Source organism: Sphaerisporangium sp. NBC_01403 (genome assembly GCF_045040145.1).
GTDB classification, from domain to species: Bacteria; Actinomycetota; Actinomycetes; order Streptosporangiales; family Streptosporangiaceae; genus Sphaerisporangium; species Sphaerisporangium viridialbum.
The window spans coordinates 5,967,177-5,993,727 of sequence record NZ_CP109534.1; the positions used below are offsets into that span (position 1 = coordinate 5,967,177).

The 26,551-nt window shown below is 71.3% G+C and carries 22 protein-coding genes; 11 read left to right on the forward strand and 11 right to left on the reverse strand.

Annotated features, from left to right (window positions below):
- Positions 1-177 precede the first annotated feature (177 nt).
- From OG589_RS26575 to OG589_RS26585, 3 genes are all read left to right on the forward strand, one after another.
- Positions 178-1,413, forward strand: coding sequence for an MFS transporter (locus OG589_RS26575; RefSeq protein WP_405140503.1), 1,236 nt, complete (start codon positions 178-180; stop codon positions 1,411-1,413).
- Between the two features lie 85 nt (positions 1,414-1,498).
- Positions 1,499-2,602, forward strand: a complete 1,104-nt coding sequence (locus OG589_RS26580; RefSeq protein WP_405140504.1) for an alcohol dehydrogenase catalytic domain-containing protein — start codon at positions 1,499-1,501, stop codon at positions 2,600-2,602.
- 104 nt (positions 2,603-2,706) lie between these two features.
- On the forward strand, positions 2,707-2,988 hold the full coding sequence (locus tag OG589_RS26585) for a hypothetical protein (RefSeq protein WP_405140505.1): 282 nt from the start codon (positions 2,707-2,709) through the stop codon (positions 2,986-2,988).
- A gap of 95 nt (positions 2,989-3,083) precedes the next feature.
- Here OG589_RS26585 and OG589_RS26590 read toward each other — a convergent pair whose 3' ends face one another.
- Complete coding sequence (locus OG589_RS26590) at positions 3,084-5,339, reverse strand: MMPL family transporter (protein WP_405140506.1); 2,256 nt, start codon at positions 5,337-5,339, stop codon at positions 3,084-3,086.
- Between the two features lie 137 nt (positions 5,340-5,476).
- Here OG589_RS26590 and OG589_RS26595 point away from each other — a divergent pair, with 137 nt between their 5' ends.
- Together OG589_RS26595 and OG589_RS26600 are read left to right on the forward strand one after the other, a co-directional pair.
- Entirely contained in the window at positions 5,477-6,043 is a 567-nt protein-coding gene (locus tag OG589_RS26595) for a TetR/AcrR family transcriptional regulator (protein ID WP_405140507.1), read from the forward strand.
- A 3-nt stretch (positions 6,044-6,046) separates the two neighbouring features.
- On the forward strand, positions 6,047-8,752 hold the full coding sequence (locus OG589_RS26600; RefSeq protein ID WP_405140508.1) for a LuxR C-terminal-related transcriptional regulator: 2,706 nt from the start codon (positions 6,047-6,049) through the stop codon (positions 8,750-8,752).
- A gap of 10 nt (positions 8,753-8,762) precedes the next feature.
- On the opposite strand, the gene OG589_RS26605 is transcribed toward OG589_RS26600, so the two are convergent.
- Positions 8,763-9,557 carry a hypothetical protein gene (locus OG589_RS26605; RefSeq protein ID WP_405140509.1) on the reverse strand — a complete coding sequence of 265 codons (795 nt, stop codon included), beginning with the start codon at positions 9,555-9,557 and terminating at the stop codon, positions 8,763-8,765.
- A gap of 162 nt (positions 9,558-9,719) precedes the next feature.
- Between OG589_RS26605 and murJ the strand changes: the two genes are divergently transcribed.
- A complete protein-coding gene (gene murJ / locus OG589_RS26610) occupies positions 9,720-11,327 on the forward strand; it encodes a murein biosynthesis integral membrane protein MurJ (protein ID WP_405140510.1) in 1,608 nt (535 codons plus the stop codon).
- A gap of 58 nt (positions 11,328-11,385) precedes the next feature.
- Here the strand turns inward: murJ and OG589_RS26615 are convergent, their stop codons facing one another.
- Positions 11,386-12,786 carry a DUF222 domain-containing protein gene (locus OG589_RS26615; protein WP_405140511.1) on the reverse strand — a complete coding sequence of 467 codons (1,401 nt, stop codon included), beginning with the start codon at positions 12,784-12,786 and terminating at the stop codon, positions 11,386-11,388.
- 617 nt (positions 12,787-13,403) lie between these two features.
- Positions 13,404-14,486 (reverse strand): helix-turn-helix transcriptional regulator, encoded by a 1,083-nt coding sequence (locus OG589_RS26620; protein ID WP_405140512.1) that lies wholly within the window; start codon positions 14,484-14,486, stop codon positions 13,404-13,406.
- Positions 14,487-14,570: 84 nt separating this feature from the next.
- Here OG589_RS26620 and OG589_RS26625 point away from each other — a divergent pair, with 84 nt between their 5' ends.
- Together OG589_RS26625 and OG589_RS26630 are read left to right on the forward strand one after the other, a co-directional pair.
- Positions 14,571-14,984: a VOC family protein gene (locus OG589_RS26625; RefSeq protein ID WP_405140513.1), complete on the forward strand. Its 414-nt coding sequence runs from the start codon at positions 14,571-14,573 to the stop codon at positions 14,982-14,984.
- Between the two features lie 122 nt (positions 14,985-15,106).
- Entirely contained in the window at positions 15,107-16,438 is a 1,332-nt protein-coding gene (locus OG589_RS26630; protein ID WP_405140514.1) for an alkyl sulfatase dimerization domain-containing protein, read from the forward strand.
- Here OG589_RS26630 and OG589_RS26635 read toward each other — a convergent pair.
- Positions 16,420-17,247 carry an LLM class F420-dependent oxidoreductase gene (locus OG589_RS26635; RefSeq protein WP_405140515.1) on the reverse strand — a complete coding sequence of 276 codons (828 nt, stop codon included), beginning with the start codon at positions 17,245-17,247 and terminating at the stop codon, positions 16,420-16,422. The two genes, OG589_RS26630 and OG589_RS26635, sit on opposite strands and share 19 nt — an antisense overlap.
- A 107-nt stretch (positions 17,248-17,354) precedes the next feature.
- On the opposite strand from OG589_RS26635, the gene OG589_RS26640 reads away from it, so the two are divergent.
- The 3 genes from OG589_RS26640 to OG589_RS26650 are packed head-to-tail and all read left to right on the forward strand — an operon-like array spanning position 17,355 to position 20,346.
- Positions 17,355-18,188 carry an alpha/beta fold hydrolase gene (locus OG589_RS26640; protein WP_405140516.1) on the forward strand — a complete coding sequence of 278 codons (834 nt, stop codon included), beginning with the start codon at positions 17,355-17,357 and terminating at the stop codon, positions 18,186-18,188.
- Between the two features lie 13 nt (positions 18,189-18,201).
- Positions 18,202-19,449, forward strand: a complete 1,248-nt coding sequence (locus OG589_RS26645; RefSeq protein WP_405140517.1) for an LLM class flavin-dependent oxidoreductase — start codon at positions 18,202-18,204, stop codon at positions 19,447-19,449.
- A gap of 12 nt (positions 19,450-19,461) precedes the next feature.
- Positions 19,462-20,346 carry a TIGR03619 family F420-dependent LLM class oxidoreductase gene (locus OG589_RS26650; protein ID WP_405140518.1) on the forward strand — a complete coding sequence of 295 codons (885 nt, stop codon included), beginning with the start codon at positions 19,462-19,464 and terminating at the stop codon, positions 20,344-20,346.
- Here OG589_RS26650 and OG589_RS26655 read toward each other — a convergent pair.
- From OG589_RS26655 to ispG, 6 genes are all read right to left on the reverse strand, one after another.
- Positions 20,330-20,725, reverse strand: coding sequence for a DUF3037 domain-containing protein (locus tag OG589_RS26655; RefSeq protein WP_405140519.1), 396 nt, complete (start codon positions 20,723-20,725; stop codon positions 20,330-20,332). The genes OG589_RS26650 and OG589_RS26655 overlap by 17 nt on opposite strands.
- Positions 20,722-21,474 (reverse strand): HipA family kinase, encoded by a 753-nt coding sequence (locus OG589_RS26660; RefSeq protein ID WP_405140520.1) that lies wholly within the window; start codon positions 21,472-21,474, stop codon positions 20,722-20,724. Before OG589_RS26660 ends, OG589_RS26655 begins: the two co-directional genes overlap by 4 nt.
- A gap of 33 nt (positions 21,475-21,507) precedes the next feature.
- Positions 21,508-22,350, reverse strand: coding sequence for a GNAT family N-acetyltransferase (locus tag OG589_RS26665; protein WP_405152132.1), 843 nt, complete (start codon positions 22,348-22,350; stop codon positions 21,508-21,510).
- A 47-nt stretch (positions 22,351-22,397) separates the two neighbouring features.
- On the reverse strand, positions 22,398-23,813 hold the full coding sequence (locus tag OG589_RS26670; RefSeq protein WP_405140521.1) for an alpha/beta hydrolase: 1,416 nt from the start codon (positions 23,811-23,813) through the stop codon (positions 22,398-22,400).
- A gap of 341 nt (positions 23,814-24,154) precedes the next feature.
- Entirely contained in the window at positions 24,155-25,204 is a 1,050-nt protein-coding gene (locus OG589_RS26675) for a PP2C family protein-serine/threonine phosphatase (RefSeq protein WP_405140522.1), read from the reverse strand.
- Positions 25,205-25,363: 159 nt separating this feature from the next.
- Positions 25,364-26,533 carry a flavodoxin-dependent (E)-4-hydroxy-3-methylbut-2-enyl-diphosphate synthase gene (gene ispG, locus OG589_RS26680; RefSeq protein ID WP_405140523.1) on the reverse strand — a complete coding sequence of 390 codons (1,170 nt, stop codon included), beginning with the start codon at positions 26,531-26,533 and terminating at the stop codon, positions 25,364-25,366.
- Between the last annotated feature and the right edge of the window lie 18 nt (positions 26,534-26,551).

Consider the following 26,551-nt stretch of genomic DNA (forward strand, 5'->3'; position numbering starts at 1 on the left):
AGCTCGCGCGCCCAACAAAACTAGCGCACGCTTGGTCTCCCTGCCAGAGCGGGCCGAGGCGCCCTGCCCATCAGGTAACTGTCTAAATTTCGTTGACTAGTTACCGATTCTTCGGTTAGCTACAGAACTGATCGGAGCGGCCGCCGCGCGCTCCAGCGGGGATACGGGGTGGTCGGTGTGAGCGCCAAGCACTTCACGGCGGCGAGGGACCTCGGCGCCCTGGCCAGGTACGTGGCCGCGGCCACCCTCGCGCGGGGCGCCGACGGCGGCGCCGCGGTGGGACTGGTGACGCTCGCGGCCGTCCATCTGCGCGACGGAGCCGCCGTCGGCGGCGTCCTCGCCGCCGTCCTCACCGCCCCGCACCTGCTGGGACCGTGGACGGCCCGCCGGCTCGACCGGGCCCGCGACGGGCGGCGCTTCCTGGCGATGTCCTTCGCCGGGTACGGGATCGCGCTGGCCGGCGGCGCGGCCCTGGTCGGCCACGCCTCACTGCCGCTCGTCGCCGTTCTGATCGGGCTCGCCGGGCTGAGCGGCCCGCTGCTCACCGGCGGCCTGAGCAGCCGCCTTTCGGCCATCGCCGGCCCGGAGGCGCGGTCCCAGCGGCGCGCGGAGGGGCTGGACGCCGTCAGCTACGGCCTCGGCAACACGGCCGGTCCTGCCGCCGTCGCGGGTACGGCGGCGATGACGACGCCCCTTGTCGCGATGCTGCTGCTCGGCGGCGCGGCGGTCACCGCCGCCGCGATCACCATGACGCTGCCTCGCGACACCGCGCGGCGTTCCTCACCCGAGGACGTGCCGGCGGTGCGCGCCGCACTGCGCATGATGCTCGCCACCGGCCCCCTCCGCCGGGTCACGATCGCGGCCGCGTTTCCGGCGTTCTGCGTCGGCGCGCTGTCCCTCGTCGCGGTGGTGTTCGGGTCACAGCTGAGCGCCCGGCCGGGAGCGGGTGCGGCACTCGCCGCGGCGTTCGGCTTCGGCAACCTCGCCGGCTCGCTCGCCGTGACCGCCTTCCCCCTGCGGGGCGAGCCCGAGACCCTCGCCATACGCCACGCGGTCATCATGGCGGTGGCCTTCGGGGTGTGCGCCCTCGCGCCCACCTACCTCACTGCCGTGGTGGCGTTCGCGGTGACGGGCGCGTGCAACGCACCGCTCTTCACCGCCTCCCTGGCCGCGCGCTCGCTCTACTCCGAGCCGAGGGCCCGCGCGCAGGTGTTCGTGTCCATGGCCGCCTTCAAGATGACGATGGCCTCGGCCGGCGCCGCGGCGGCGGGCGCCGCGATCGGCCACGGCCCGCGAGCGCTTCTCGCCGCCGGAGCCGCGATGGTCATGCTGACGGCCCTCGCGGCCCTACTCGACCGGCACTCGGCGGCGGTCCGGCGGGGCCGCGTAGGGCTCGCGAGGAGTCGCGAGTAGCGCTGCCAAGCAATTGCTTGCTTTGATCAACGCGCCTCGCTAGCGTTCGCACCACAGCCATGGAGCCAAGGACGGAGCCCGGCGGATGTTGATGCGCGCAGCCGTACTGACCGCGTTCGGGGCCGAGATGGAGATCCGCGACATCGAGATCGCCGCCCCCGGCCCGGGCGAGGTGCGGGTCAAGATCGCGGCCTCCGGCGTGTGCGGCTCCGACATCAAGGCCCTGGACGGCAAGAGCCCCGTCGTGCGGCGCCCGCCCTTCGTCCTCGGCCACGAGAGCGCGGGCGTGGTCGAGAGCGTCGGCGCGGGCGTGACCGCCGTCCGGCCGGGCGACCACGTCATCGTCGCGATGAACGGGCCCTGCGGGCGCTGCCGCGAGTGCGGCGCCGGCCGGTTCCACCTGTGCGGGGATCCGGCCCGGATGGCCGCCATCATGGGCACGATGGGCGACGGCACCACCCGCCTGAGCGTCGACGGCACCCCCGCCAGGACGATGATCGGCATCGGCTCCTTCGCCGAGTACGCCGTGGTCGGCGAGCGCATGTGCGTCAAGATCGGCGAGGACGCGCCGATGGACGTGATGTGCCTGCTCGCCTGCGCGGTGGTCACCGGGGTCGGCGCGGTGCTCAACGTCGCCGAGGTGCGGCCGGGGTCCAGCGTCCTGGTGGTCGGCTGCGGCGGCGTCGGGCTCAACGTCATCCAGGGCGCCGTCCTCGCCGGGGCCACGACGATCATCGCGGCGGACGTCGCCGAGCCGAAGCTCGGGCTCGCGGGCAGGTTCGGCGCGACCCACACGATCCTGGCCGACGACCTGCCAGGGCGGGTGCGCGGCATCGTGCGGGGCGGCGTCGACTACGCCTTCGACGTCACCGGCGTGGCGGGCGTGCTCGGCACGGCGTTCGCGGCCACCAGGCCAGGGGGCACGACGGTCATGGTGGGCAGCCCTCCCGCGGGAAGCTCTGTCGGCGTCGAGGCCTCGCTGCTGTTCGCCTCCCGCCGCCTCATGGGCACCCAGGGCGGTGACGCGGCCCCCGTCAGGGACCTGCCGATGCTGGCCGAGCAGTACCTCAGGGGCCGTCTCGACCTGGACGGCCTGGTCAGCGAGCGCGTCCCCCTCGACCAGATCAACGAGGCCGTCGAGCACGTACGCCGGGGCGCCGTCGCCCGCAGCGTCATCGTCTTCGACTGAGGCCGCGGCGCCGGACCCGCCTGCCAGGTGGGCGGCCCCCTCGCCGTGACGCACCCAGGGCCGGTACTGTCGGGCATCGGTTAGGCGGGCGGGAAGCGGGTGCCATGGCGGCGGAGTTCGAGCTCGGCGACTACATCCTGGTGCAGGACGGCAGGACCCTCGAGGTCTTCCACCGCACGCTGTCCGAGAGCATGCGCTATCACGTGGCGTTCCTCGGAGTCGACGTGCAACCGCGCGGCGACGAGTTCAGGGTGCGTCTCGGCGCCAAGAACGGAGACGACATCATCAACGGGGTGCGGCTCCGGATGGACTCCGAGCAGTTCGCCGGTTTCCGTGAGTTCATCGCCCTGGCCATCGCGGCCCGCGACCGTACGGACGTCCCGTAACGGCGAGGACGTCAGAGCCCGAGCGGCCGGGCCGCGTTGTATGCCGGCCGTACGGAAGCCACCCGGGCGGGCGTCACGCGAGCCCCCGCCTCGGCTCAGGTGCCGCCTGTGGTCACGAGCTCCTTGCCGTGGCCGGGCGTCACCGGGCGCTCGTCGTCGTCCTCGGCGTGGTCGGCGATGGACAGGTTGGGCAGGATCCGGTCGAGCCACGCCGGGCACCACCAGTTGAGCCTGCCGAGGAGCACCATCGTGGCGGGGACGAGCAGCCCGCGGATGACGGTGGCGTCCACGGCGATCGCGACCGCGAGCCCGACGCCGAACACCTTGACCAGCGGGTCCGGGTAGGCGATGAACGCGACGAACACCACCACCATGATCAGCGCGGCGGACGTGATGACCCGGCCCGTCGCGCCGAGTCCCTCGGCGACCGCGCGCCGGTTGTCCCCCGAGCGCAGGTACGCCTGGCGGACCGAGGTCAGCAGGAAGACCTCGTAGTCCATGGACAGCCCGAACAGCACGGCGAACAGCATGAGCGGCACGTAGGAGTCGATGGGCACGGTGAAGAAGAGCGTCGTCAGGAACGAGCCGTCCATCGACACGGGCGGGTCCATGCCGACCAGCCCGCTGCCGAGCCCGTAGGAGAAGACGATCGCCAGCGCGCCGAACGCCGCGCCGAGCGAGATGAGGTTCATCAGCGCCGCCTTGGCCGCGACCAGAGGCGCGCGGAAGGCGAGCAGCAGGAGCAGCGCGCTGAGCAGCACGACGACGCCGATCACGGCCGGGGTGCGCTCGGCGATGCGGTCGCTCGCGTCGGCCATGCCCGCGACCTCGCCGCCGACGTGCAGCCGCGCTCCGGGCACGTCCAGGCCGCGGACCGCGCGCACCACGTCACCCGCCCGCGGGTCACTCGGGGCGTACTCGGTCACCACCTGGAACAGCACGGACGTCCCCGAGGAGTTGATCTTCTCGGGCGCCACGTGCGCGACGCCGGGGACGTACGTCAGCCGGTTCTTCAGGTCCCTGACCACGGGGGCGGGCGGGTCGCCGGCCGCCACCTTGGCGTCCAGTTCGCCGACGACGATCAGCGGGCCGTTGCTCCCCGGGCCGAACCCGGTCTGCATCAGCTCGTACGCCCGCCGGGCGGGCTGCCCGCGATCGGCGTAGCCGTCGTCCACGGTGCCGAGCTTGAGCGCGAGGGCCGGGGCGGCGAGCGCGCCGAGCACGACAGCGGACACCGCGAGCACCCGCCACGGGCGTCGCGCGACCCAGGTGCCGAGCCCGGCCCAGCCGTTCTCCGGGGAGTGCGCGCTGCGGCGCCGGGGACCGACGAACGGCAGGCGCAGCGCGTTGATGCGATGACCGAGGAGGCCGAGCAGCGCGGGCACCAGGGTGAGCGAGGTGAGCACCGCGCACACCACCGAGATGCCGGTGATCCAGCCGAGCGTGCGGAGCATCGGGAAGCCCGCGAGCATGAGCGCGGTGAGCGCGATCACGACGGTGCCCCCGGCGAACAGCACGGCCCCGCCCGCGCCCGCGGTCGTGCGGCGGACGGACTCCTCGACGGGCACGCCGTCGGCGAGCAGCTTGCGGTGCCGTGACAGCAGGAACAGGGCGTAGTCGATGCCCACGCCGAGCCCGATCATGGATGCCATGACCGACGCCTGCTTGGGCACGTCCACGATGTGGCCGAGCACACCGATCACGCCGAGGCCCACGCCGAGGCTGATGATCGCGGTGAAGACGGGCACCAGTGCGGCGACGAGCGTGCCGAACGCCAGGAGCAGCACCAGCAGGGCGCAGGCGACGCCGATGATCTCGCTGGACCCGGTCTTGATCTCCTTGTCGGCGGGGGTCGAGTTGTCGGCGGGCACCGCCTCGATGCCGATCTCCCGAACGGGCTGCGCCGCCTCGGAGATCTGCCGCGAGGTCTCCCCCAGCTTGCTCGAATCGTTGCCGGAGAGCCGGACCGTGATGAGGCCGATCACCAGGTTGGACGAGATCCCGCCCGCGCGGTACGGCGTGTCCACCTGGACCACATGGGGCACCCGCCGGACCTCGGCCGCGGCCCTCTCGACCGCGCTCTTCCGCTCGGGGGCCAGCAGCGAGCCGTCCTTGGAGTACAGGACGAGCTGCACGGTGCCGCCGGGGTCGTAGCCCGGGCCGAAGCCGTCGCGCATGAGGTCGTGGGCGCGCTGGGCGTCCGTCCCCGGGATGGAGGCGTTGCTGTTGACGGGACGGCCGAACACCACCGTGCTCAGCGTGAGCGTTCCCGCCAGGATGATCCACACCGCGAGCACGACGCGGCCGTGGCGCGCGCACCAACCACCCAATCGACCAAGCAAGCTAGCCATCGGTGACCGTCCCAGACACTATTGATTAATTCGGAACATACGCGAAACGTCCGGTTCTGTACGGCCGTGCAGGACGTCCGTTTAAGAGCTTAGGCGCGATTATCCTGAAATGCTCCATCGCGCTGAGAAGTGAGACCATGACCACATTCGACCGTGGCAGTGACACCCGTAGCCGGATCCTCGCCGCCGCGCGCCAGCTGTTCGCCGAGCGCGGCTACGCCGCCACATCCCTCGCCGACATCGCCGCCCGCGTCGGGCTGACCAAGACGGCGGTGGCCTACCACTTCCACCCCAAGGACAAGCTGGCCGCCGAGCTGATCGCACCGGCGGCCGACGACCTTCTCGCGCTGCTCGGCGGCGATTTCGGCACCGATCCGCGCGAATTCATCGAGCCGCTGACGGATTTCGTGGTACGCCACCGGGCGGTGATAAGGCTGCTAATGGAAGATATCGGCGGAGCCGACGACGCCCCACCCGGTTCCCCGGGAGAGACCATCCGCGCCTTCCGCGACGAGATCTACGACCGGCTCGCCGGGCCGTCACCCGACAGCGCCGCCCGCATCCGCGCATGGGCGGTCATGGGCTCCCTGCAGTTCGCCGTGGTGAAGACCATGGACCTCCCGCAGGAGACCGTGCGAGGGCTGCTCCTCGCCGCCGCCCTCGCCGTCCACGAAGCGGCCCTGGCCGGCGACCAGGGCCGGTGACGCGTGGACAAGCCCCCCACCCCCGCGGACCCCCCTGAACGACCCGGATCCACCTTCGGCACCGAGTACCGGCCGGAATCCGCCGCCCCGGACCCCGCCGACCGCCCGGCGGTCCTGCGCCAGTTGGAGGCCGCGCTGCTGCGCCCGCCCGTGACGCTGCTGATCCACGGCGAGGCCGGCATCGGCAAGACCCACCTGCTGGCCGAGACCGAGGCGCTCGCCAGGTCCATGGGCTACCGCGTGCTCCACGGCCAGGCGCGCGACTTCGGCAGCGGCCTCGCCTTCGCCTCGCTCGCCGACGCGCTGGGCCCCCTCCACGCCGACCCGGCCGCGCGCGAGCCGCTCAAGGAGCTGCTGGACGCCATCGACCAGGCCGCGCTCGGCATCACCGGCGCCGCCCCGGCCGTCCGCACCGCCAACCTGCTGGAGGGACTGCCGGGCCGTACGTTCCTCGCCATCGACGATCTGCACCTGGCCGACGCCGACACCCTCGGCGTGCTGTCCTACCTCCCCCGCCGCGTGCGCGGCCTGGCCGTCGCCGGCACGGCGCGACGCCTGCCCGCGATGGACGCCGACCTGGCCGTGCGGCTCAGCCCGCTGTCACTCGACGAGGTGACCGAGCTGGTCACCGGCCTGCTCGGCCGTACCCCGAGCGAGTCGACCCTGCGCCGCGTCCACGACGAGAGCCGGGGCAACCCGTGGTTCGTCCGCGAGGCGGTGCTGACGCTCGTGCAGGGCGGCGCGGTCCAGTCGGCCTACCCCGGCCCTCGCAGGGGCGCCATACTGAGCCGCCTGTTCCAGCGCGACCAGGGCGGCAGGAACCTCGCCAAGGTGCTCGCCGCGCTGCGCCGTACCCGCCCGGCCGGCATGGCGGACCTCGACGCGCTGGCCGAGGTCGCCGGGCTCGACACCGGCGAGGCGGAACGCGCGTTCGACGGGCTGGTGCGGGACGGCCTGGTCGTGGACACCGGCGACGGCACCTACGAGTTCGCCCACCCGCTGGTCGCCGAGGCCCTGTACGCCGACCTCGGCCCGGCCGAACGGCGCCGGGTCCACACCCGCATCGCCGGGCTGCTGCACCGGCAGGGCCTCAGCGGGACGCGCCGGGTCCTGGAGTGGGCCACCCACCTCGCCGAGGGCGGCACGAGCGCCCAGGCGCTGCCCGCCATGCTCCGCGCCGCCGAGCTGACCCGCTGGACCGCACCGCTGTCCGCCGGCCACTGGTACGGCAGGGCCGCCGAGCTGGCCCCGCCCGGGGAGCGCGGCGTGCTGCTGGCCAGGCAGGCGCTGTCGTACTGGAAGGGCTCCCGCCCCGTGGACGCGCTGCGCGCCGGACGGGCGGCCCTCGCCGTGCTGCCCCCGGGACGCCGGCACACCCGCACCGCGCACACGATGGTCAACGCCGCGCACTCCATGGGCCAGTACGAGACGGCGGTGTCCATCGCCACCGAGCAGCTTCCCTTCGCCGACGATCCCGCCGCCCTGCTCGCCCAGCGGGCCGTGATCAGCACCCAGCTCGGGATCGACTCCGCCAAGCTCGTGGAGCAGAGCTGGCGGGCCCTCCCCGGGTGCCCTTCCGAGGACCTGGTGATCGCCCTCAGCGCTCTGGCGGGCGACGCGATCATCAAGGGACGGTGGGAGGAGACCGAACGCGCGCTGGACACCCTGCTGTCGGCCTCGGCCGCGCTGCCCCCGGCCGGACGGCTGGCCGCGCTGGAGTCGGCGGCGCACATCCTCGCCAGCGCCGGCGTCCGCACCCGTACCCTCGGGCTGCTGTCCGAGGCCGAGGCGATCTACCGGGGGCTCGGCTGGCACAACATCGCGGGCCAGCACGTCCGCACCATGGCGGTGGTCCGGCGCCTCGGCGGCGAGTGGGAGCACGCCCTGCGCGACATCCGCTCGGACGCCGTCGCCCTCACCGAGGCCGGGCTCTGGGAGAACGTGGCGCTGCTGCGCAACATCGAGCTCGACATCCTGCTCGACCAGGGACGCTACGACGAGGCCGAGCCGCTGCTCGCCGACCCGCCGCCCAACTGCGTCCTGCAGCTGTCGCTGCGCGCCATGTTCAAGGCCAGGCGGGCGCTCGGCCTCGGAGACCGCGCGACGGCCGCCCGGCTGCTGGACGAGGCCATGGCAGGCGGCCCGCCGGACGTCGCGCATCGCGTCCTGACCATCCGCGTGGCCATGCACGGCTTCGCGGGAGAGCTGGAGCCGGCCCGCGAGGCGGCCGTCGCGCTGGCCGAGGTCGCGCGCACCGGCACTCCCCGGGCGCGCATCACCGCCGAGCTGGCGGCGGCGGGCGTCTTCCACGACGCGACCCGGGCCGAAGCCGTACTGGAGGCGGCCAGGGCGGACGGCCTGAAGTTCGAGGAGGGCCGGGCACGCCTCGTACTCGGAGCCCTCGGCGACGGCGCCCAGCTCGTACGGGCGCACGGGATCTTCACCGACCTCGGCGCGGCGCCGTGGCGCGAACGCACGGCCCGCCGCCTCAGGGACGCCGGTATCATCCCGTCCCCCGTTCCCGTGCTCACGCCGGTCGAGCGACGCGTCATCGAACTGGTCGCGGGCGGCCTGTCCAACCCCCAGATCGCCGACGAGCTGCACTACAGCCGCAAGACGGTGGAGGTCTACCTGTCCCGCGTGTACGCGAAGACCGGCCTGCACTCCCGCGTCGAACTGGCCCTCGCGTACGAACGCGGCGAGGTGTGACCACCTCGGTCTATCGAACCGGCGGTTCGGGCCGCCGCAGCTCCAGGTCCTCCGGCGGTTCGCCCTGCCGCAGGAGCAGGAGGTCCTCGCCCCAGGCGTCCAGTACGGCGCTGTGGCCGGCGGCGCGTACGTGTGGTTCCAGGTCGAGGAAGAGCCGCCGGGCGGTCTGCGGAGCTCCGTGCGACAGCACTGTCGCAAGGAGCGGCGGCAACCTGTCGTGGCTCCACGAAGGCGGGCCGAGGGGATGGTGCCGCAGCTCCCAGCCGAGGTACTTGTTGTAGGGGCGGACCCGCTGGTGCAGGGCGAACACGCAGGTCAGGAAGGGAGGAATGCTCTCAGCCGCGTCCAGGCGGGCTTCGGTGCCGCGCCCGTCCCTGTGGTTCTTCAGCCAGCGGTAGGCGGCGTTGACGAACTCGCCGAGGGACGCGGCCACCATCCCGAGGGCTTCCTCGCGTGACAGCGCCCCCTTGGCGGACACCAGCTCACCGATCAGGCCGTCCGCCCGATCCTTGAGGACACGGGCGTAAGTGAAGGAGTACCTGTTCCACTCGCACCCGGATCCCGGCAGCGCGTGCGCACGGAACTCCTCCAAAGGCATGACCACGATGTCCAACCGGGAATCGCGGCGCTCCTCGATGGACGTCCCTCCATCGGCGGTGACCAGATAGACGTCATAGTCGGACCGCCCCGTGGCCATACCCCGCCGCGCCTGCGACCCACTCAGGACGGCCCCCACGACGGCAGGGTCAGCCCTGACCCGGGCAACCAGCGCAGCGAACTCCTCCCCCGCCGACGAACCGGTCACCCCACAACTCCAGCACTCCCCACGGGGCGCGGGCAACGGGTTATCCAGGCAGGGCTCATAGGCAGGCCCATCGAGTCCTTGTTCCGGAGTCATTCACACCGACGCGGCGCCCGGAAGCCGGACATACTCTCCAGGACATCCTGAAAGAGGAGGCGTTCATCGATGGCGGAGCAGCCGCCGCTGATGCGGACCGGCCGGGCCATGGCGGTGGCCACCCTGGTATCCCGGCTGACCGGATTCGTCCGGACACTCGCCCTGGTCGCCGCGCTCGGGCTGGGAACACGGCTGCTGGACGCCTACACGGTCGCCAACGTCACCCCGAACACGATCTATGAGCTGGTGTTCGGCGGGGCGCTGGCCAGCGTCATGGTCCCCCTGCTGGTGCGCACCGCCACCGACGACAGCGTCGACGGGGACCTGTTCGCCCAGCGGCTCCTGTCATTGGTGGTCTACGGCCTCGCCGTGGTCGTGATGACCACGATCGTGGTGGCGCCGGTCATCGTCGACTTCTACGCGCCCGGGTTCAGCCCCGGGCAACGGCACGTGGCGATCGTCTTCACCCGGTTCTTCCTGCCTCAGATCCTCTTCTACGGGGTGAGCGCCACCCTGGCGGCGGTGTTGAACGCCCGCAGCCGCTTCACCTCACCGATGTGGGCCCCAGTGGTCAACAACCTCGTCGTCATCGCCACCGCAGTGGTGTTCCTCCTGATCGGCGGCACCGGACGGCTGGACTCGCTCACGCCTGCGCAGACGATGCTGCTGTCGATCGGCACCAGCGCCGGAGTCGCCGCTCAGATGATCACACTCGCCCTCGCGAGCCGGCGGGCCGGGTTGCGGGTACGGCTGCGCGCCGACCCCCGTGGCATAGGAGTCCGCCGGATCGCCGCCATGGCCGGATGGACGATCGCGTCGGTGATCGCCGCCCAGGCCGTGTTCTCCGTGGTGACCCGCCTCGCTTCGCGAGCGGGCCCTGGCGCGGTGAGCGTCTACTCCAACGCCTACACGCTGTTCCAACTGCCCTACGCCGTCATCGCGGTCACGGTCATCACCGGCGTACTGCCAAGGCTGAGCCGGGCGGCCGCCGAACGCGATCTCACCCAGGTCACCGCCGACCTTTCCCAGAGCCTGCGGCTCACCGGAGTGCTGCTGGTGCCCATCGCCGCGGGCACCATCGTCCTCGGCCCGCGGCTGACCACGCTGCTGTTCGCCCACGGCAACGCCTCGCCGGCCGCGGCGCAGCTGACCGGATCGGTGCTGGCCGCCTACGGGCTCGCCCTGGTCCCGTTCGCCGCCTACCAGATCATGCTGCGCGCCTTCTACGCCCTCGGCGACACCCGGACACCCGCGCTGATCAGCGTCGCGGTCTCGGGCGTCACCATCGCGGCATGCCTGCTGGCCACGAAGCTCACGCAGGGCCCGAATCTGGTCATCGCGCTCGCCCTCTGCACCGCCATCGCCTACGCGGCCGGCCTCCTTCTCACCGCCCAGCTACTACGCCGCCGGATCGGCCGCGTCGACGGGCACCGCCTCCTCCGCTCGCACACTCGAATGCTCGCCGCCGCGTTCCTGGCAGCGGCCTCCGCCGCCGGTGTGGTCCACCTTCTCGGCCCCGCCACCGACCCCGCCACCGGCCCCGCCTGGTCCGGCTCACTCCTCACGGTTCTCACCGCGAGCGCCGTCGGGGCATGCCTGTACGCACTCGCCGCACGCGGCCTCCGCATCACCGAGTTCACCACGCTCACCTCCGCACTGAGAACCGGCCACAGCTGACGACGGCCGGAATCGGGCTCCAAGCCCGCGAACACCTGTAAGACCTGGCGGGGAAGTTTCATGTTCGAGGGTGTGGGCGGGGGCGGTGTCCGAGGTAGGTGTAGGCCCAGCGGTCCTTTCCGGTGCGGTGGCGTTGGTAACGGTCGGGGTGGCGGTAGCGGTCGCGGTTGTGGAACTGGCAGGCCGGTCCGAGGTTGGCCAGGTCGGTCGGCCCGCCGTCGGCCCAGCCGTCGGCCCAGCCGTCGGCATGGTCGATCTGGCACATGGTGGCCGGCAGCGGACACCCGTCCACCCAGCAGGTCGCATACCGGGCGATCACCGCCCGCCGCTGGGCCGGTGTGGCGAGCCGTACCTTGCGACCCATGTCCAGCACCTGCCCCTGGGCGTCGACCACGATCCGCACCAACGCCGACGTACGCGCCAACCGGTGCACATCACCCACCGGCAACAACTGCCCGGTAGCCGCCAGCAGACCAGGAAACCACCGATCACCCCGATACCCGCACGTCCCACACCCCTCGGCACCACCTCCGAAAGACGCGGCAGACCCCACAGACCTCGTGTCGCGAACACCGCCACCCGCCGGGACGTCGAGGCGGGTGGCGCCGTCCGCGGGGACGCTGTGGCCGGGCATGCCACCAGCCGGGACGCTGTCTCGGGTGGTGCTGTCCGCGGCGGTGCTGTCCGCGGCGGTGCTGTGGGCGGTGGACGGGGGAACGGGATGGCCGTCGTTGTCGTCGGGGAGGGAGCCGGCGTTGACCAGTACCAGCAGCTCGGTGGTGATCTTCTGCTCCAGCAATGCCATGAACGCATCAGCATTGCGTACACGCAGCGGACGATCATCACCCTCAGCCCGGGGCCTGGCGTAGGCATCCAGAAACGTCCTCAACCGGGCAGCCGCCTCACGCGGCAGCCGGAACTCTCCCTCCATCCCACCCGAAGCACTCGCACGCACGATGAGGAACCGAGCCGCGTGATCGGCCTCCACCTCCCCGGCCACTCCATCGGGGACCAGCACCTCGCTCAGATAGCGGCCCGCCCGGGCGACCTCGACCGGTGTCGCCTGATCGGCCAGCACGACCAGGATCGGCTCGGCGAGTCGCGCCTGCTCATCACTCAGCCGCGCGGTGGCCGCGCAGATGGCCGACACCATCCCCTCGGCCAACCTCCCCGACGCGAACCGATCCCGCACCACCGGCAACCGCCCCAGCTCCACCGCGAGCCCTACCAGATGCCCCGCCCCGGGCATGCTCATCCCGCACCCCGACCGCAACCACGTCTTGGTCGAGGCATGACCCCTGCTCCTGGCCTCGCCCGCCGCATGCACCCGGCCCACCCGGCCCGCGATCGCCGAAACCAGCCGATCGCGCGCCACCACCAACTCCTCCACCTCAGCAGCACAGACCGCCGCCGACTCCGGCACCCCCGCCAACGCCAACGCCTCCGCCGCCTCCCGCACACGCCCCACCAACGCCCACGACGCCCGACCGCCCGCCGATTCCTGGTCATCCCGGTCACCCCGGCCACCCCGGTTACCTGAGCTACCCGGGTTACCCGGGTTACCCGGGTCGTCCCGGTCGCCCCGGTTTATGTCAGCCGACTCCGGCCCGTCGGGCCTGTCGGCATGTGGCTTCAGGTCATCCCGGTCCAGCCCTTCCGGGGTCTCGGGATGCGAACTCTCGGTGTGCGGGTCGCTCAGGGGGTCGAAGTCGTGTGCGGCGGAGCCGTCACAGGACCAGCGCGAGGAACGCGCCACCACCGCCGCCCACCACTCAGGGCCAAACACATCCCCGCCCCCCGAGCCAGAGCGCGGGTGCGAGGACGGGTGTGACCGCGCTCGACCGAAGCTGTACACATCCGCCATCCGCCATCACCCCTCGTCAATTCGAAAGCCTGTACGAATGTTTTCATATTCTCGAGTGGTCCACAACCGATTCCCGGCAAGAATAAATAGCCCAAATGCGATATAAATTCCAAAGATTGCGAAGTGATTAAATGCAGGATATTAGCGGGATCTGACCGATTCATCCACGGCTGACCAGCGGCATCGCCACACCTGAACAAGCATCACCACCGCTAAACGTCATCCGCGCGGGCGAATGGGACAAGCTTGAACTCGTCGGCCACTCGCGGCGGCACCTCGCCAGCTGGGAATCCGGCTGCGGCACGTTCTGAACCGGGCACCGGACGCTTAGCATCACCTACCTCTACGGCGGCGGATTTGTAGCGGTTGGCGAGGGTGTTGAGGAGGGTGCGGAGTTCTGGGGGGTCGATGACGGTGAAGGGGACGTCCAGGGTGCCCAGGAAGGCCGCGAGGTCGTGGAGGGTGTCGGTCCCGGTCGCAAGGACGCAGCCGTGCTCGCCGTCGGCACTCAGCAGCCCGGCCGACGGTGTGATGCGTTCGCCCATCGTCTCGACGGGGGCGTGCAGCCGTATGCGGGCCTGATGCTTCCAGGCGGTCGAGCCCACACCGCGCATCACGTGCGCGGCGGCGTCGCCGCCCGGTGCCTCGCGTGGTGTGAAGCGGGGGCCGTTCGGGGTGCGGGGACGGATGCGGTCGGCGCGGAAGGTGCGCCAGTCGCGGCGGTCGCAGTCCCAGGCGAGCAGGTACCAGCGGCGGCCGGTGTGGACGAGGCGGTGCGGCTCGACCACGCGGGCGGTGCCCGTCCCGTCGTGGTCGAGGTAGTCGAAGCGCAGCCGTTCGTGGTCGCGGGTGGCGGTGGCGATGGCGGTCAGGGTCTCCGCGTCCACGGTGGGGCCGCGCCTGGTCACCGAGACCGTGGCCGCGCGCAGCGCGTCGATGCGGTGGCGCAGCCGTGAGGGCAGCAGCTGCTCAAGCTTGGTGAGCGCGCGCAGCGAGGTCTCCTCGATGCCCGTCACGGTGCCGCCGGCGGCGGCGTGCAGGCTGACGGCGACCGCGACCGCCTCCTCGTCGTCGAGGAGCAGCGGCGGCAGGGCCGCGCCCGCGCCGAGCCGGTACCCGCCCGCCGTCCCGGTCGTCGAATGGATCTGGTAGCCGAGGATGCGCAGGCGTTCGATGTCGTTGCGGACGGTCCTGGTGGTGACGCCGAGCCGACCGGCCAGGTCGGCACCTGACCAGTCGGGCCGCGCCTGGAGCAATGACAGCAACCGCAGTAGCCGTACCGAGGTCTCCAGCATTCTCCGATTCTCCCAGCCATTGAGGAACCGTACGTTCCTCAACGGCTCCTAACGTGTCCGATGTACACCGACAAGGGAGCACACATGCTGCGAGGACTCACCACCGTGAACTACTGGGCCGACGATGTGGCGGCGGCGGCCAAGTGGTACGCCGAGTTGCTGGGCGTCGAGCCGTACTTCAACCGCCCGGGACCGGACGGACGGCCGGCGTACATCGAGTTCCGGATCGGCGACTACCAGCACGAGCTGGGCATCGTCGACAGCCGCTACTCGCCAAGCGGACCGGCGGCCGGACCGGCCGGTGTCATCATGTACTGGCACGTCGACGACCTGACGGCGGCTCTGGACAGGCTGCGTTCCATGGGGGCGAAGGACCACGAGGCTCCCACCGAGCGCGGCCCGGGGTTCGTCACCGCCTCCGTGGTCGATCCCTTCGGGAACATCCTGGGCATCATGTACAACGCGCACTACCTGGAGGTTCTGGGCTCCCGGCCTTAGTCGTGCGGCCGGGTTCCCGAAGAGCGACCCGGTGGTCGTCCGACGGTCCGGAGACGGTAAAGATCCAAGGAGTAGGGAACTCCCTACTGCTCTGGCGGCGCCGTACGCGACAGGCTTGGCCCATGACAACGCCGATCCTCGACCATGCGGACAGTGTTTGGGGCGGGTCGGTGACCCCGCAGGAGGTGCCGCTGCGGGACCTGCGCTCGAGGGGGGTGCAGGAGGTGGCCGACCGCGTGGTCATGTGGCCCGCGTTCGGCAACGTCTACGGCATCCGGGGCGATGGCGGCCTGGCTCTGTTCGACACCGGCAACAACGTGGACGCGCGGAACATGCACGCGGCCATGAGGGCCTGGTGGGATGAGCCAGTCCGCTACGCCGTCTTCTCCCACGGGCACTTCGACCACGTCGCGGGCATGGACCCCTTCGACGCCGAGGACGGCCCCCGCCCGAGCGTCATCGCGCACGAGAACGTCGCCGCCCGGTTCACCCGGTATGCCCGGACGGCGGGCTACAACACGGTGATCAACCAGCGGCAGTTCGGCTTCACCAGCCTGACGTGGCCGACGGCCTACCGGCAGCCCGACCTTACGTACCGCGACGAGATGCGGGTCTCGCTCGGCGACGTCACCTTCGAGATGCACCACGCGCGCGGCGAGACCGACGACGCCACCTGGGCGTTCCTGCCGGAGCGCGGCGTGCTGCTGACCGGTGACCTGTTCATCTGGGTCACCCCGAACGCCGGAAACCCGCAGAAGGTGCAGCGGTACCCCGACGAGTGGGCGGTCGCGCTGCGGAAGATGGCCGCCCTGGACGCGGAGGTGCTGCTGCCCGGCCACGGCCTGCCCATCGCCGGGGCGGGCAGAGTACGGCAGGCGCTGACCGACACGGCGGACTACCTGGACAGCCTGGTCGAGCAGACGCTGGAGATGATGAACGCGGGCGCCCGCCTCGACGAGATCATCCACACCGTGAAACCCCCGGAGGCGCTGGCCGGCCGTCCTTACCTGCAGCCGCACTACGACGAGCCGGAGTTCGTCGTGCGCAACGTCTGGCGGCTGTACGGCGGCTGGCACGACGGCAACCCCGCGCACCTCAAGCCCGCGCCGGACGCGGTGCTGGCCTCGGCCCTCGCCGAGCTGGCCGGAGGCGCCCCCGTTCTCGCCGCGCGAGCCGCCACCGCGGCGGCGGACGGGGACCTGCGGCTGGCGTGCCAGCTCGCCGAGCTGGCCATGCAGGCCGACCCGGGCGACCACAAGGTGCACGAGATACGGGCGCGCGTCTACACGCTCCGCGTGCAGCGGGAGACCTCGACCATGTCGCGCGGGGTCTACACCTGGGCCGCCGCCGAGTCGAGGAGCGTCACCACCCACAAGGACCTGCTCGACGTGTACCACGAGATCGCGAGCGGGCAGATGTGGTGGATGCCCAGGGCTCAGAGCAGCGAGGAGTAGCCGTCGAGCACCGGCAGCACGGCGTCGGCGGGCGCGGCCGGGAGGCTGCACACGACCTCCTCGATGCCGAGGCCGGCGTAGTAGTCGAGCTTCCCCCGGCTCGGCACGGTGCCGAACGGGATCACCCTGACCGTCGCCGGGTCACGTCCGGCCTTCTCGTACGCCTCGCGAAGGGCCGGCAGCGCGTCCTTCACGCCCTTGCCGCCTATCGGTATCCAGCCGTCGGCGTACTCCGCGACGTGCGCGAACATCTTCGGGCCCGCCGCGCCCCCGATGTAGACCGGCGGGCCCGCGACCGGCTTCGGCCACGACCAGGACGGCTCGAAGCGCACGTGCCGCCCCTCGAAGCCGGCGACCTCCCTGCTCCACAGCTCCTTCATGGCCAGCACGTGCTCGCGGGCCACGTCACGGCGTGAGCCGTACGGAACGCCGTGGTCCTCCATCTCCTCGACGTTCCACCCGAACCCGACACTGAGCACGAAGCGCCCGCCGGAGAGGTGGTCCAGGGTGGCGACGGCCTTGGCCGTGACGATGGGGTCGCGCTGGGCCGCCAGCATGATGCCCGTGCCGATGGTGAGGCGCTCGGTCACGGCCGCCGCGTAGGCGAGGGCGACCAGCGGGTCGAGGGTCCGCTTGTACTCCTCCGGCAGCACGTCCTGCCCGGCGGCGGGCGGCGTCCTGCGGGAGATGGGGATGTGGGTGTGCTCCGGCACGTAAAGCGACGCGAAACCGCGCTCCTCGGCCGCTCGTGCCAGATCGGCGACGGGCATAGCCTGATCGGTGGTGAACATCGTGACGCCCAGCCGCATGACGCCGTCCTCTCCGTGACGAACCCCGCGTGGCTAAACAAGCGATTGCTCGGTTAGCATTCCTAGGGTAGCTTGCCTGGCGGGAAGTCCTCATAGGAAGGGCGCTCATGGCATTCGCCGATGTCGACGGCGTGCGGCTGTTCTACACAGATGACACAGATGACACAGATGCCAAGGACGACACCAGCGACGGCTCGGTGCTGCTGCTCGTCCACGGATGGGGTTCGGACTCCCACGAGTGGTCCCACCACATCCCGAAGCTCCGCGAGCGGCACCGCGTCATCGCCGTCGACCTCCGAGGACATGGATACTCCTCCTCCCGCGACACCGGCAACACCCCGCGCAGGATGGCCGCGGACCTCGCCGAGCTGCTCGCCGGGCTCGGCACGGGCCCGGTCGTCGCCGTCGGCCACTCCATGGGCGGCCAGGTGGTCTCCCACCTGGCCGTGGAGCACCCCGAGGCGGTGCGCGCGCTGGTGGCGGTCGACCCCGGGTACGGATTCGCCGAGCCGGTCGCCTCTGGCTTCCCCGCGATGGTGGCGGCCCTGCGCGACGGCGACACGGGCGCCGTGGCCGTCGAGATCGACCGCTGGTCGTACACGCCCGCCACCCCCGCCCTCATCAGGGAGTGGCACCGCAGGCGCACGCTGGCCACGCCGCCCCACGTGCTCGTGGAGGCGTTCGAAGCGATGTTCGCGGTGCCGGGCGCGATCGGGGTGCGGCCCAACTCCGACGGCTACCTGGCACGCAGGGGCTGCCCAGTGCTGAGCTTCTGGTTCGACCCCGGCCAGGCCGCCTGGGAGTCCGGCCTGTTCAAGGACCCCCGCTCGCGGACCGTGGTCTGGGAGGGCAGCGGCCACCGGCTGCACGAGGAACGCCCGGCGGAGTTCCTCCTCGTCGTTCACAACTGGCTGAAGGCGCTCGCCGGCGCTCGCGCGTGAGGAGACGTTTGCCGTGAAATTTTCCATAATGCTCAACCCGCAGATCCCCGGCTCCGGGTACAGCCAGGAGGAGAACGCCCGGGCGAGGCGCCCGATCGGCCGGGACACCGAGTCGTACCAGAAGCTGCTGCACGAGGTGCGCGAGATCGCCGTCCACGCCGACCAGATCGGCTTCGACGCCCTCATGATGACCGAGCACCACTTCCACTCGGAGGGCTTCGAGTTCTCGGTCAACCCGCTGATGGTCCTCACCGACCTCGCGGCGCGCACCGAGCGCATCCTGCTGGCGCCCCTCGGCCTCGTGCTGCCCGCCTGGGACCCCATTCGCGCGGCGGAGGACGTGGCGCTGCTCGACCAGTTCTGCAAGGGACGGCTCCGGCTGGGGGTCGCGCGCGGCTACCAGAACCGGTGGATGAACGTCCTCGGCCAGCGCTGGCACGCGTCGGCGGCGCGGTCGGACGGCTCGGCGTCCGACAACCGCAACTTCGACGTGTTCGGCGAGATCCTGCACATCATGAAGCTGGCGTGGACCCAGGAGACCCTGCGCTACAAGAGCGAGATGCTCGACTACGAGGTGCCCTCGCCCTACGACGGCATCGAGGGCTGGCCGGCGCTGGAGTGGACCAAGACCTTCGGCGCCCCCGGCGAGGTGTCGGAGGACGGCAAACTGCAGGCCGTCTCGGTGAGCCCCCGGCCGTACCAGGACCCCTACCCCGAGCTGTGGCAGCCGTTCACGATCAGCGACCGGTCGGTGATCAGAGCCGCGCAGGAGAACATCCTGCCGTGGATGTTCACCCCGAACCCGGACGAGCACGCCGCCAAGGCCAGGCTCTACCAGGAGGAGTCGGCCAAGTGCGGCCGCGACTACAAGCTGGGCGAGCACACCGGCATCCTGAAGGTCGTCGGCATGGCCGACACCCGTGAGGAGGCCATCGCGACGTACGGCCCGATGCAGAAGGACTTCGCCGCCTTCTTCGGCCCCTTCGGCTACCTGGAGGTCCTGCGCAAGCAGGAGGACGACCGGCACAAGCCGATCTCCCCGGAGAAGGGCGACTACAAGCGCATGAACGAGGTCGAGCTGGCCCTGCTGGGCACGCCCGACGACGTCAAGCGCGGCATCCAGCGCATGCTCGACCGCATGCCCGACCTGGAGTGGTTCGGCCTGTTCATGCAGGGCCAGCAGGGCGTGCTCCCGCTCGACACGGTCAAGCGCAACCTGGAGATGTTCGCCACCAAGGTCATCCCCGAGTTCGCCGGCTGAGAACGGGACCGCATGCGCTTCTGGCTGGGTGCGTCGTTCACCGACACCGACCAGTTCATCGAGCTGGCCAAGGCGTCCGAACGGTGCGGCATGGACACCCTCACCCTCTCCGACCACATCTTCTTCGCCGACTACCGCTCGCCGTACCCCTACTCGCGCAGCGGTGCGCCGCGCTGGAACGCCGCGACGCACTGGCCCGACGTCTGGGTCACCATCGGGGCGATGGCCGCGGTCACCGAGCGCCTGCGCTTCGCCCCAAACGTCTACATCGCCCCCGCCCGCGACCTGTTCACCGTGGCCAAGCAGGTGTCCACGGCCGCGGTGCTGTCCGGCGACCGGGTCTCGTTCGGCGTGGGGGTCGGCTGGTGCGAGGACGAGTTCCTGCAGACTGGGCAGGACTTCCACACCAGGGGCAGGCGCCTGGACGAGATGATCCCCGTCCTGCGCGAGCTGTGGACCGGCGGCACGGTCGAGCACCACGGCACGCACTTCGACTTCGGCCCGCTGTCGATCGCCCCGGTGCCCTCGCGCCCGGTGCCGTTCCTGGTCGGCGGTGACAGCGAGGCCGCGCTGCGCAGGGCGGCCCGCGCCGGGGACGGCTGGATCGGCAACCGCGTGTACTCCGAGGCGGAGCTGGACGTCGTGCTCGCCCACCTCCGCGCCTACCTGAAGGAGTACGGCAGACCGGAGGACGACCTGGAGATCATCGCCGCGCTCGCCGTGATGCCGGACCCGGAGACCTACCGCAGGATCGCCGGGAAGGGCGTCACCGGCACCCTGGCCGCCCCCTGGTGGCTCGCCACCCCCGAGGAGAAGGCCAGGCACGGCGAGGCCACCCTCGACCTCAAGATCGCCACCATGGAGCGCTTCGCCGAGGAGGTCATCGCGCGGATGTGACCCTGCGCACGAGCCGGTCGAGCAGGGATTCCAGCTCGGCGGCGGGGTCGGCGGTCAGCCCCGCGTGCACGGGCCCGGTCTGGACGATCGTGCTGCGAGGCGCGGTGAGCCAGCGGAACCTGCTGCCGAGCGGCTCCCCGCGCAGCGGCCCGGAGTCCTCCGAGCACGCGCGCTCGTAGGCGGCCAGCGCCAGCCTGAGGCCCCCGAGGTCCACCCCTTCGTCGAGCGCGCGCAGCCGTGCCTCGTCCAGCTCCGTACGGGCGCACAGGTAGCCGCACGGCTGGGAGTAGACGATCACCCCGGCGTTGATCAGCTCGCCCCTGACCACGCACGGCACGACCCGGATCACGGCGTACTCGTAGACCTGCAGCTCGCTCATCGCGCCACCGCCGGGAGCCAGGCGCGCGGCCCGTGGGCGCGGGCGAGCAGGTGGTCGACGTAGGCCCGGCGCACGGCTGACGCGTCCTCGAAGCCGGGCTCGCCGTCGAGCCACTCGTCGGGGACGAGGCCGACGACCGCGCGGAGCAGGTCCTCGGTGATCAGGCCGGGAAGCTCGGCGTCGGCCTCCTCGACGCGCGTCGCGAACGGCGCCAGCACGTGGTCGCGGGCGTCGAAGGGACGCTGCGGGTCGGCGGTGCGCCAGTTGTGGTGGAACCACAGGGCGGCGCCGTGGTCGATCAGCCAGGTGTTCCCGTGCCAGACCAGCAGGTTCGGGTTGCGCCAGCTGCGGTCGACGTTGTGGATCAGCGCGTCGAACCACAGCACCCGCGAGGCGAACGCCGCGTCGGGGGTCCAGGCGAGCGGGTCGAAGCCGAGCGCGCCGGGGAGGAAGTCCACCCCGAGATTGTGGCCCTCACTGGCGTTCAGCAGGTCCTGGATCTCCTGGTCGGGCTCCCTGGCCCCGATCTGCGGGTCGAGATCGACGATCGTGAGATCGGGGGTGCGCAGGTCGATCCTGCGTGCCAGCTCGGCACAGATGATCTCGGCGACGAGCACCCGCCGCCCCTGCCCCGCACCACGAAATTTCACGACATAGGTCCCGAGGTCATCTGCTTCGACGACGCCCGGGAGCGACCCGCCCTCCCGGAGCGGGGTCACATAGCGCGTAGCGGTCACCTGTTCGAGCACTCGCCCAGGGTACCGACGCCGGCGAGCGCGGAATCAGAACAGGACGGACATGAACGTGTCGACCTCTTTGAAGCCCACCCTGCGATACGCCGCCCGCGCGGGCACGTTGAAGTCGTTCACGTAAAGGGTCACCGTCGGCGCGAAGTGCCGCAGGGTCTGGTCGACGACGGCGGCCATGCCGGCCACGGCGTGCCCGCGCCCGCGCCGGTCCGGATGCACCCACACGCCCTGTATCTGGCAGACCTGCGGGGTCACCGCCCCGACCTCGGCCTTGAAGACCACCTGGCCGTCCTCGATGCGGGCGAACGAGCGCCCGATGCGGATCAGCTCCGCCACCCGCGACCGGTAGAGCGCGCCGCCGTCCCCGAGATCCGGGGAGATGCCGACCTCCTCGGTGAACATCGCCACGCATGCGGGGAGCAGCGTGGCGAACTCGTCCGGGCGTACCTGGCGTACGAGCGGATCAGGGGGGACGGGCGACCGCGAGGAGGTGGCCATGACCGGCTGGGCCCAGCGGATGGCCCGCGCCGGGCCCCAGAAGGGCTCCAGCCGCTCCCAGATCCTCTCGACGGCCTCGGCGGGGCCGACGATGGACGAGCAGCGGCGGCCCTGCCTGCGGGCACGGTCGGCGAAGGCCTGCACGGCCTCGGGCCCGGCGTTGACCGGGACCAGGTTGGCCCCGGCGTAGCACAGTGAGGTCAGCCCGCCGCGCGGGCCGAATCCCCACATCTGTCCGCCGAGCCGGGCCGGGCTCAGCCCGACGGACCGCACCCGGGAGGCGACGAAGACGTTGGCGACGGGGTCCGCGTCGAGTATCGAGAGCACCTCTTCGCGGTCCTGATCGTCGAGCACGCGCGACGCCGATGTTCGCAGCATCACGGGCTTAGCCTACGCGACCGCCCCGATTTTGGAACGAACCGACCCTACTGGCCGAGAATCACCTTCGTCAGCCTAAGGTGCCCGGACCCCGACGACATCGGCACGATCGGCCGGGGCTCGGGCGCGGCCTGGCAGGTCGCGTCGGCCTGGCGCCCCGCGGCCTGCGCCGCGCCGCCGGGAACGCTTCCGTCCCTGAGGTACCCGGCGAGGTACCGGTCGACGCAGGTGTTGCCCCCGAGCGACACCCCGTGGTTGCCGCCGCCCTCGACGAGCAGCCGCGAGCTCGGGAACCGGTCGCGCACGCGCAGCGCCCCGGGGTACGGCGTGGCCGCGTCCTGCTTGGACTGGATGAGCAGCACCGAGGGCAGGTGGGCGACGTCACCGACGTGGACCGGTGTCCCGCCCTTCTCTGGCCAGAAGGCGCAGGGCGCGTTGTACCAGGCGTTGGCCCAGGCCATGAACGGCGCCTTGGCGTTCACCTTGAGCGTGTCGGCCCACCAGCGCGACCAGTCGCGCGGCCACTCGGCGTCGCGGCACTGGACCGCCAGGTAGACGGCGTAGTTGTTCTCGGCCGCCGCGTCGTGATCCACGTGCTGGTTGTAGGCGGTCACCAGGCCGTCGGGCTTGCCCTTCTTCACGTAGTTGGCGAACGCGCCCGCGAACTGCGGCCAGACCGCGTTGGTGTACCCGCCGACGGTGAAGATGTCGTCCAGCTCGCTCGGCCCGACGAGGCCGCCCGCCGGCCGCTGGCCGAGGTGATCGCGCATGCCGTACCAGGCGGCCGAGACCTCGGTCTCCGTGCGGCCGAGGTGGTAGACGTCGTTGTGCCGGGACACCCAGGCCAGGAAGTCGCGGTGCCGCCGGTCGAAGGCGTAGTCCTGGGCGATGTTGGAGTCGTACCACACGCCCTCGGGGTCCACCACGCTGTCCAGCACCAGCCGCCTGACCCTGGTCGGGAACAGCGTCGCGTAGACGGCGCCGAGGTAGGTGCCGTACGAGTAGCCGAGGTAGCTGATCTTCTGCTGGCCGAGCGCCTGCCTGATCGTGTCCATGTCACGGGCGGAGTTCTCGGTGGTGAGGTGCGGGAGCAGCCACGACCAGCGACTGCCGCACGCCTCGGCGTACTCCTTGGCCCGCGCGAGCAGCGCGGACTCCTGCGCGTCGTTCCTCGGCACCTGGTCGATGCGGGGAGCGGCGAAGTGCTGCTTGGGGTCGGCACAGGTCAGCGCCGGCTCGCTGCTCCCCACCCCCCGCGGGTCGAACCCGATCACGTCGTACTTCGCCGCGACGTCCTTGGGGAGCGCGGCGGCGACGTACCGGGCCAGGCCCAGGCCCGAGGCCCCCGGCCCGCCCGGGTTGACCAGCAGCACGTGACCGTGGGACGCCGAACCCTTGATCCGGTTGAGCGCCAGCCCGAGGGTCGGCCCGCCCGGCTTCGAGTGGTCGAGCGGCACCCTCACGGTCGCGCACTCCACCGCCATTATCGGCTTCGGACCCGGGCACGCCCCCCAGGTCACGCCGTCACGTGGAGCGGCGTACGCCCCACTGGCCCCTCCTGTCAGCCCGGTGACCAGCACCGTCATAATCGCCGATACGCCGAAAACCCGCTTCACACGTCACTCCCTCTGCTCTTGTGGCAGAGGGTGATGCTTCCGGATCGGACCGTCCGGCCACCGGCGACCCGGCCCAATGTTTACCGATCCGTAGTCGTCCGATTGCGGAACGTGGGATCGGGCGAGCCGTCGTGGGGGCCGTGATGATCACCGCTTCAGTGCCGGTTCACCCGGCCGGGGCCCGGGTCTCAGTCGTGCAGGCGCTGGATCGCGACCATGGCGGCGTCGTCGCCGAGCCGCCCGCCGACGTAGGCGAGGAGGTCGTCGCGCACGTGCTCGACCAGGGTCTCCGGGCCGTCCCCCGGCCACGTCATCACCCGCTCGGCCAGCGGGTAGAAGACGCCGGCGCGGTCGCGGGCCTCGATGACGCCGTCGGTGTAGAGCAGGAGGGTGTCGCCCGGCTTGAAGTCGAACACCTCGACCTGGTAGGCGCGGTCTGAGAGCTCCCCGAGGCCCAGCGGGGGCGCGGGCTGGGCGACCTGGAGGGTCGTGACCTGGCGGTCGCGGAGCAGCAGCGGCGGGGGGTGGCCGCAGTCGATCACCTCGACCACCGGCCGGTGGTCGGGAATCTCCAGCACGGCCGCGGTGATGAAGTTCTCGCAGGCGTCCTGGCACTCCTCCGCGTGCTCCTCCAGATCGGCCCGCACGCTCTCGTCCAGGTAGAGCACGACGTCGGGCAGGGTCGCGTGCCGCCGGGCGGCCTCCCTGAAGGCGCCCAGGAGCAGGGCGGCGTCCGACACCGAGGGAAGGCCCTTGCCCCGCACGTCGCCGATGACGACGCGGACCCCCGAGTGCGTACGGGCGGCCGCGTACAGGTCGCCGCCGATCTGGGCCTCCTCCTCGGCGGCGAGGTACATGGAGGCGAGCCGGAGCGACCCGAGGCCCGGCGGCAGGGGCCGCAGCAGGGCCCGCTGCGCGGCCTCCGAGACCGAGCGCACCCGGATCAGCTCCTCCCGGTGCCGGTCGCGCACGAAGGAGAAGATCACCAGGAAGGCCGAGACCACGACCAGGGCCATCAGCTGCGTCTGCATGGCCCGTGTGGCCAGCATCTCACTATTCAGGCCGAGCAGCACCTCGTCCGCGATGGTGATGATGCTCACCAGGCCGGTGAGCCAGGGACCCGCGAACGAGGCCGTGATCGCGGGGGCCGTGACCAGAAGCGGGCTCAGCGAGATCTCTCGCGGGGTGAGGATGTCGGCGAGGGAGATCACCGCGATCAGCGCGAGTGGTATCGCCACCAGTGCGTTGCCAGGCCATCGCGACTGGTGCGGATCCGACAGACTCCGCCGAAATGGCACTCTTCCTGCATACACCCACACATCCCCGCCCAGGAAGAGCACTCCCTCCCCTACCGGGCGAGACACTCCCCACAGCATCCGGCCCCGAGGACCGGCGGGTCAGCGGACGACGACCTCCGGGCCCGGAGCGTCCTCGTCGTCGAGATCGACGTCCACGCCCATCTCCTCGGCCAGGCGCAGGGCCTCCTCGATCAGGGTCTCCACGATCTGGGACTCGGGCACGGTCTTGACGACCTCGCCCTTGACGAAGATCTGGCCCTTGCCGTTGCCCGAGGCCACGCCCAGATCGGCCTCGCGGGCCTCACCGGGGCCGTTGACGACACACCCCATCACGGCCACCCGCAGCGGCACCTTGAGGCCGTCGAGCCCCGCGTGCACCTGCTCGGCCAAGGTGTACACGTCGACCTGGGCCCGCCCGCAGGACGGGCAGGACACGATCTCCAGCCCGCGCTTGCGGAGGTTGAGGGACTCAAGGATGCCGATGCCGACCTTGACCTCCTCGACCGGAGGCGCGGACAGCGAGACCCGGATCGTGTCTCCGATGCCCTCGGCCAGCAGGGCCCCGAACGCCACCGCCGACTTGATCGTGCCCTGGAACGCCGGGCCCGCCTCGGTGACGCCCAGGTGCAGGGGGTAGTCGCACTGCGCGGCGAGCTGGCGGTAGGCCTGGATCATGACCACAGGGTCGTGGTGCTTGACCGAGATCTTGATGTCACGGAAGCCGTGCTCCTCGAACAGCGAGCACTCCCACAGCGCGGACTCCACCAGCGCCTCGGGCGTCGCCTTGCCGTACTTGGCCAGCAGGCGGGGGTCGAGGGAGCCGGCGTTCACGCCGATGCGGATCGGGGTGCCGGTGTCGGCCGCGGCCCGGGCGATCTCGCCGACCTTGTCGTCGAACTTCTTGATGTTGCCGGGGTTCACCCGGACGGCCGCGCAGCCCGCCTCGATCGCCGCGAAGACGTACTTCGGCTGGAAGTGGATGTCGGCGATCACCGGGATCTGTGACTTGCGCGCGATGGCCGGCAGCGCGTCGGCGTCGTCCTGCGAGGGCACCGCCACCCGGACGATCTGGCAGCCCGACGCCGTCAGCTCGGCGATCTGCTGCAGCGTGGCGTTCACGTCGGAGGTGAGCGTCGTGGTCATGGACTGAACCGAAACCGGCGCGTCCCCGCCCACCGGGACCGAGCCCACCATGATCTGCCGCGACATCCGCCGCTCGGCGATCGGCTTGCTCCGTACCGAGGGAATCCCCAGATCAACAGATGTCATATTTTCCAGCACCTTGGT

Coding starts and splice junctions, on each gene's coding strand:
- OG589_RS26580 (WP_405140504.1), top strand. CDS start 1,499: ATGTTGATGCGCGCAGCCGTACTGACCGCGTTCGGGGCCGAGATGGAG.
- OG589_RS26585 (WP_405140505.1), top strand. CDS start 2,707: ATGGCGGCGGAGTTCGAGCTCGGCGACTACATCCTGGTGCAGGACGGC.
- OG589_RS26590 (WP_405140506.1), bottom strand. CDS start 5,339: ATGGCTAGCTTGCTTGGTCGATTGGGTGGTTGGTGCGCGCGCCACGGC.
- OG589_RS26595 (WP_405140507.1), top strand. CDS start 5,477: ATGACCACATTCGACCGTGGCAGTGACACCCGTAGCCGGATCCTCGCC.
- murJ (WP_405140510.1), top strand. CDS start 9,720: ATGGCGGAGCAGCCGCCGCTGATGCGGACCGGCCGGGCCATGGCGGTG.
- OG589_RS26620 (WP_405140512.1), bottom strand. CDS start 14,486: ATGCTGGAGACCTCGGTACGGCTACTGCGGTTGCTGTCATTGCTCCAG.
- OG589_RS26625 (WP_405140513.1), top strand. CDS start 14,571: ATGCTGCGAGGACTCACCACCGTGAACTACTGGGCCGACGATGTGGCG.
- OG589_RS26630 (WP_405140514.1), top strand. CDS start 15,107: ATGACAACGCCGATCCTCGACCATGCGGACAGTGTTTGGGGCGGGTCG.
- OG589_RS26635 (WP_405140515.1), bottom strand. CDS start 17,247: ATGCGGCTGGGCGTCACGATGTTCACCACCGATCAGGCTATGCCCGTC.
- OG589_RS26640 (WP_405140516.1), top strand. CDS start 17,355: ATGGCATTCGCCGATGTCGACGGCGTGCGGCTGTTCTACACAGATGAC.
- OG589_RS26650 (WP_405140518.1), top strand. CDS start 19,462: ATGCGCTTCTGGCTGGGTGCGTCGTTCACCGACACCGACCAGTTCATC.
- OG589_RS26655 (WP_405140519.1), bottom strand. CDS start 20,725: ATGAGCGAGCTGCAGGTCTACGAGTACGCCGTGATCCGGGTCGTGCCG.
- OG589_RS26665 (WP_405152132.1), bottom strand. CDS start 22,350: ATGCTGCGAACATCGGCGTCGCGCGTGCTCGACGATCAGGACCGCGAA.
- ispG (WP_405140523.1), bottom strand. CDS start 26,533: ATGACATCTGTTGATCTGGGGATTCCCTCGGTACGGAGCAAGCCGATC.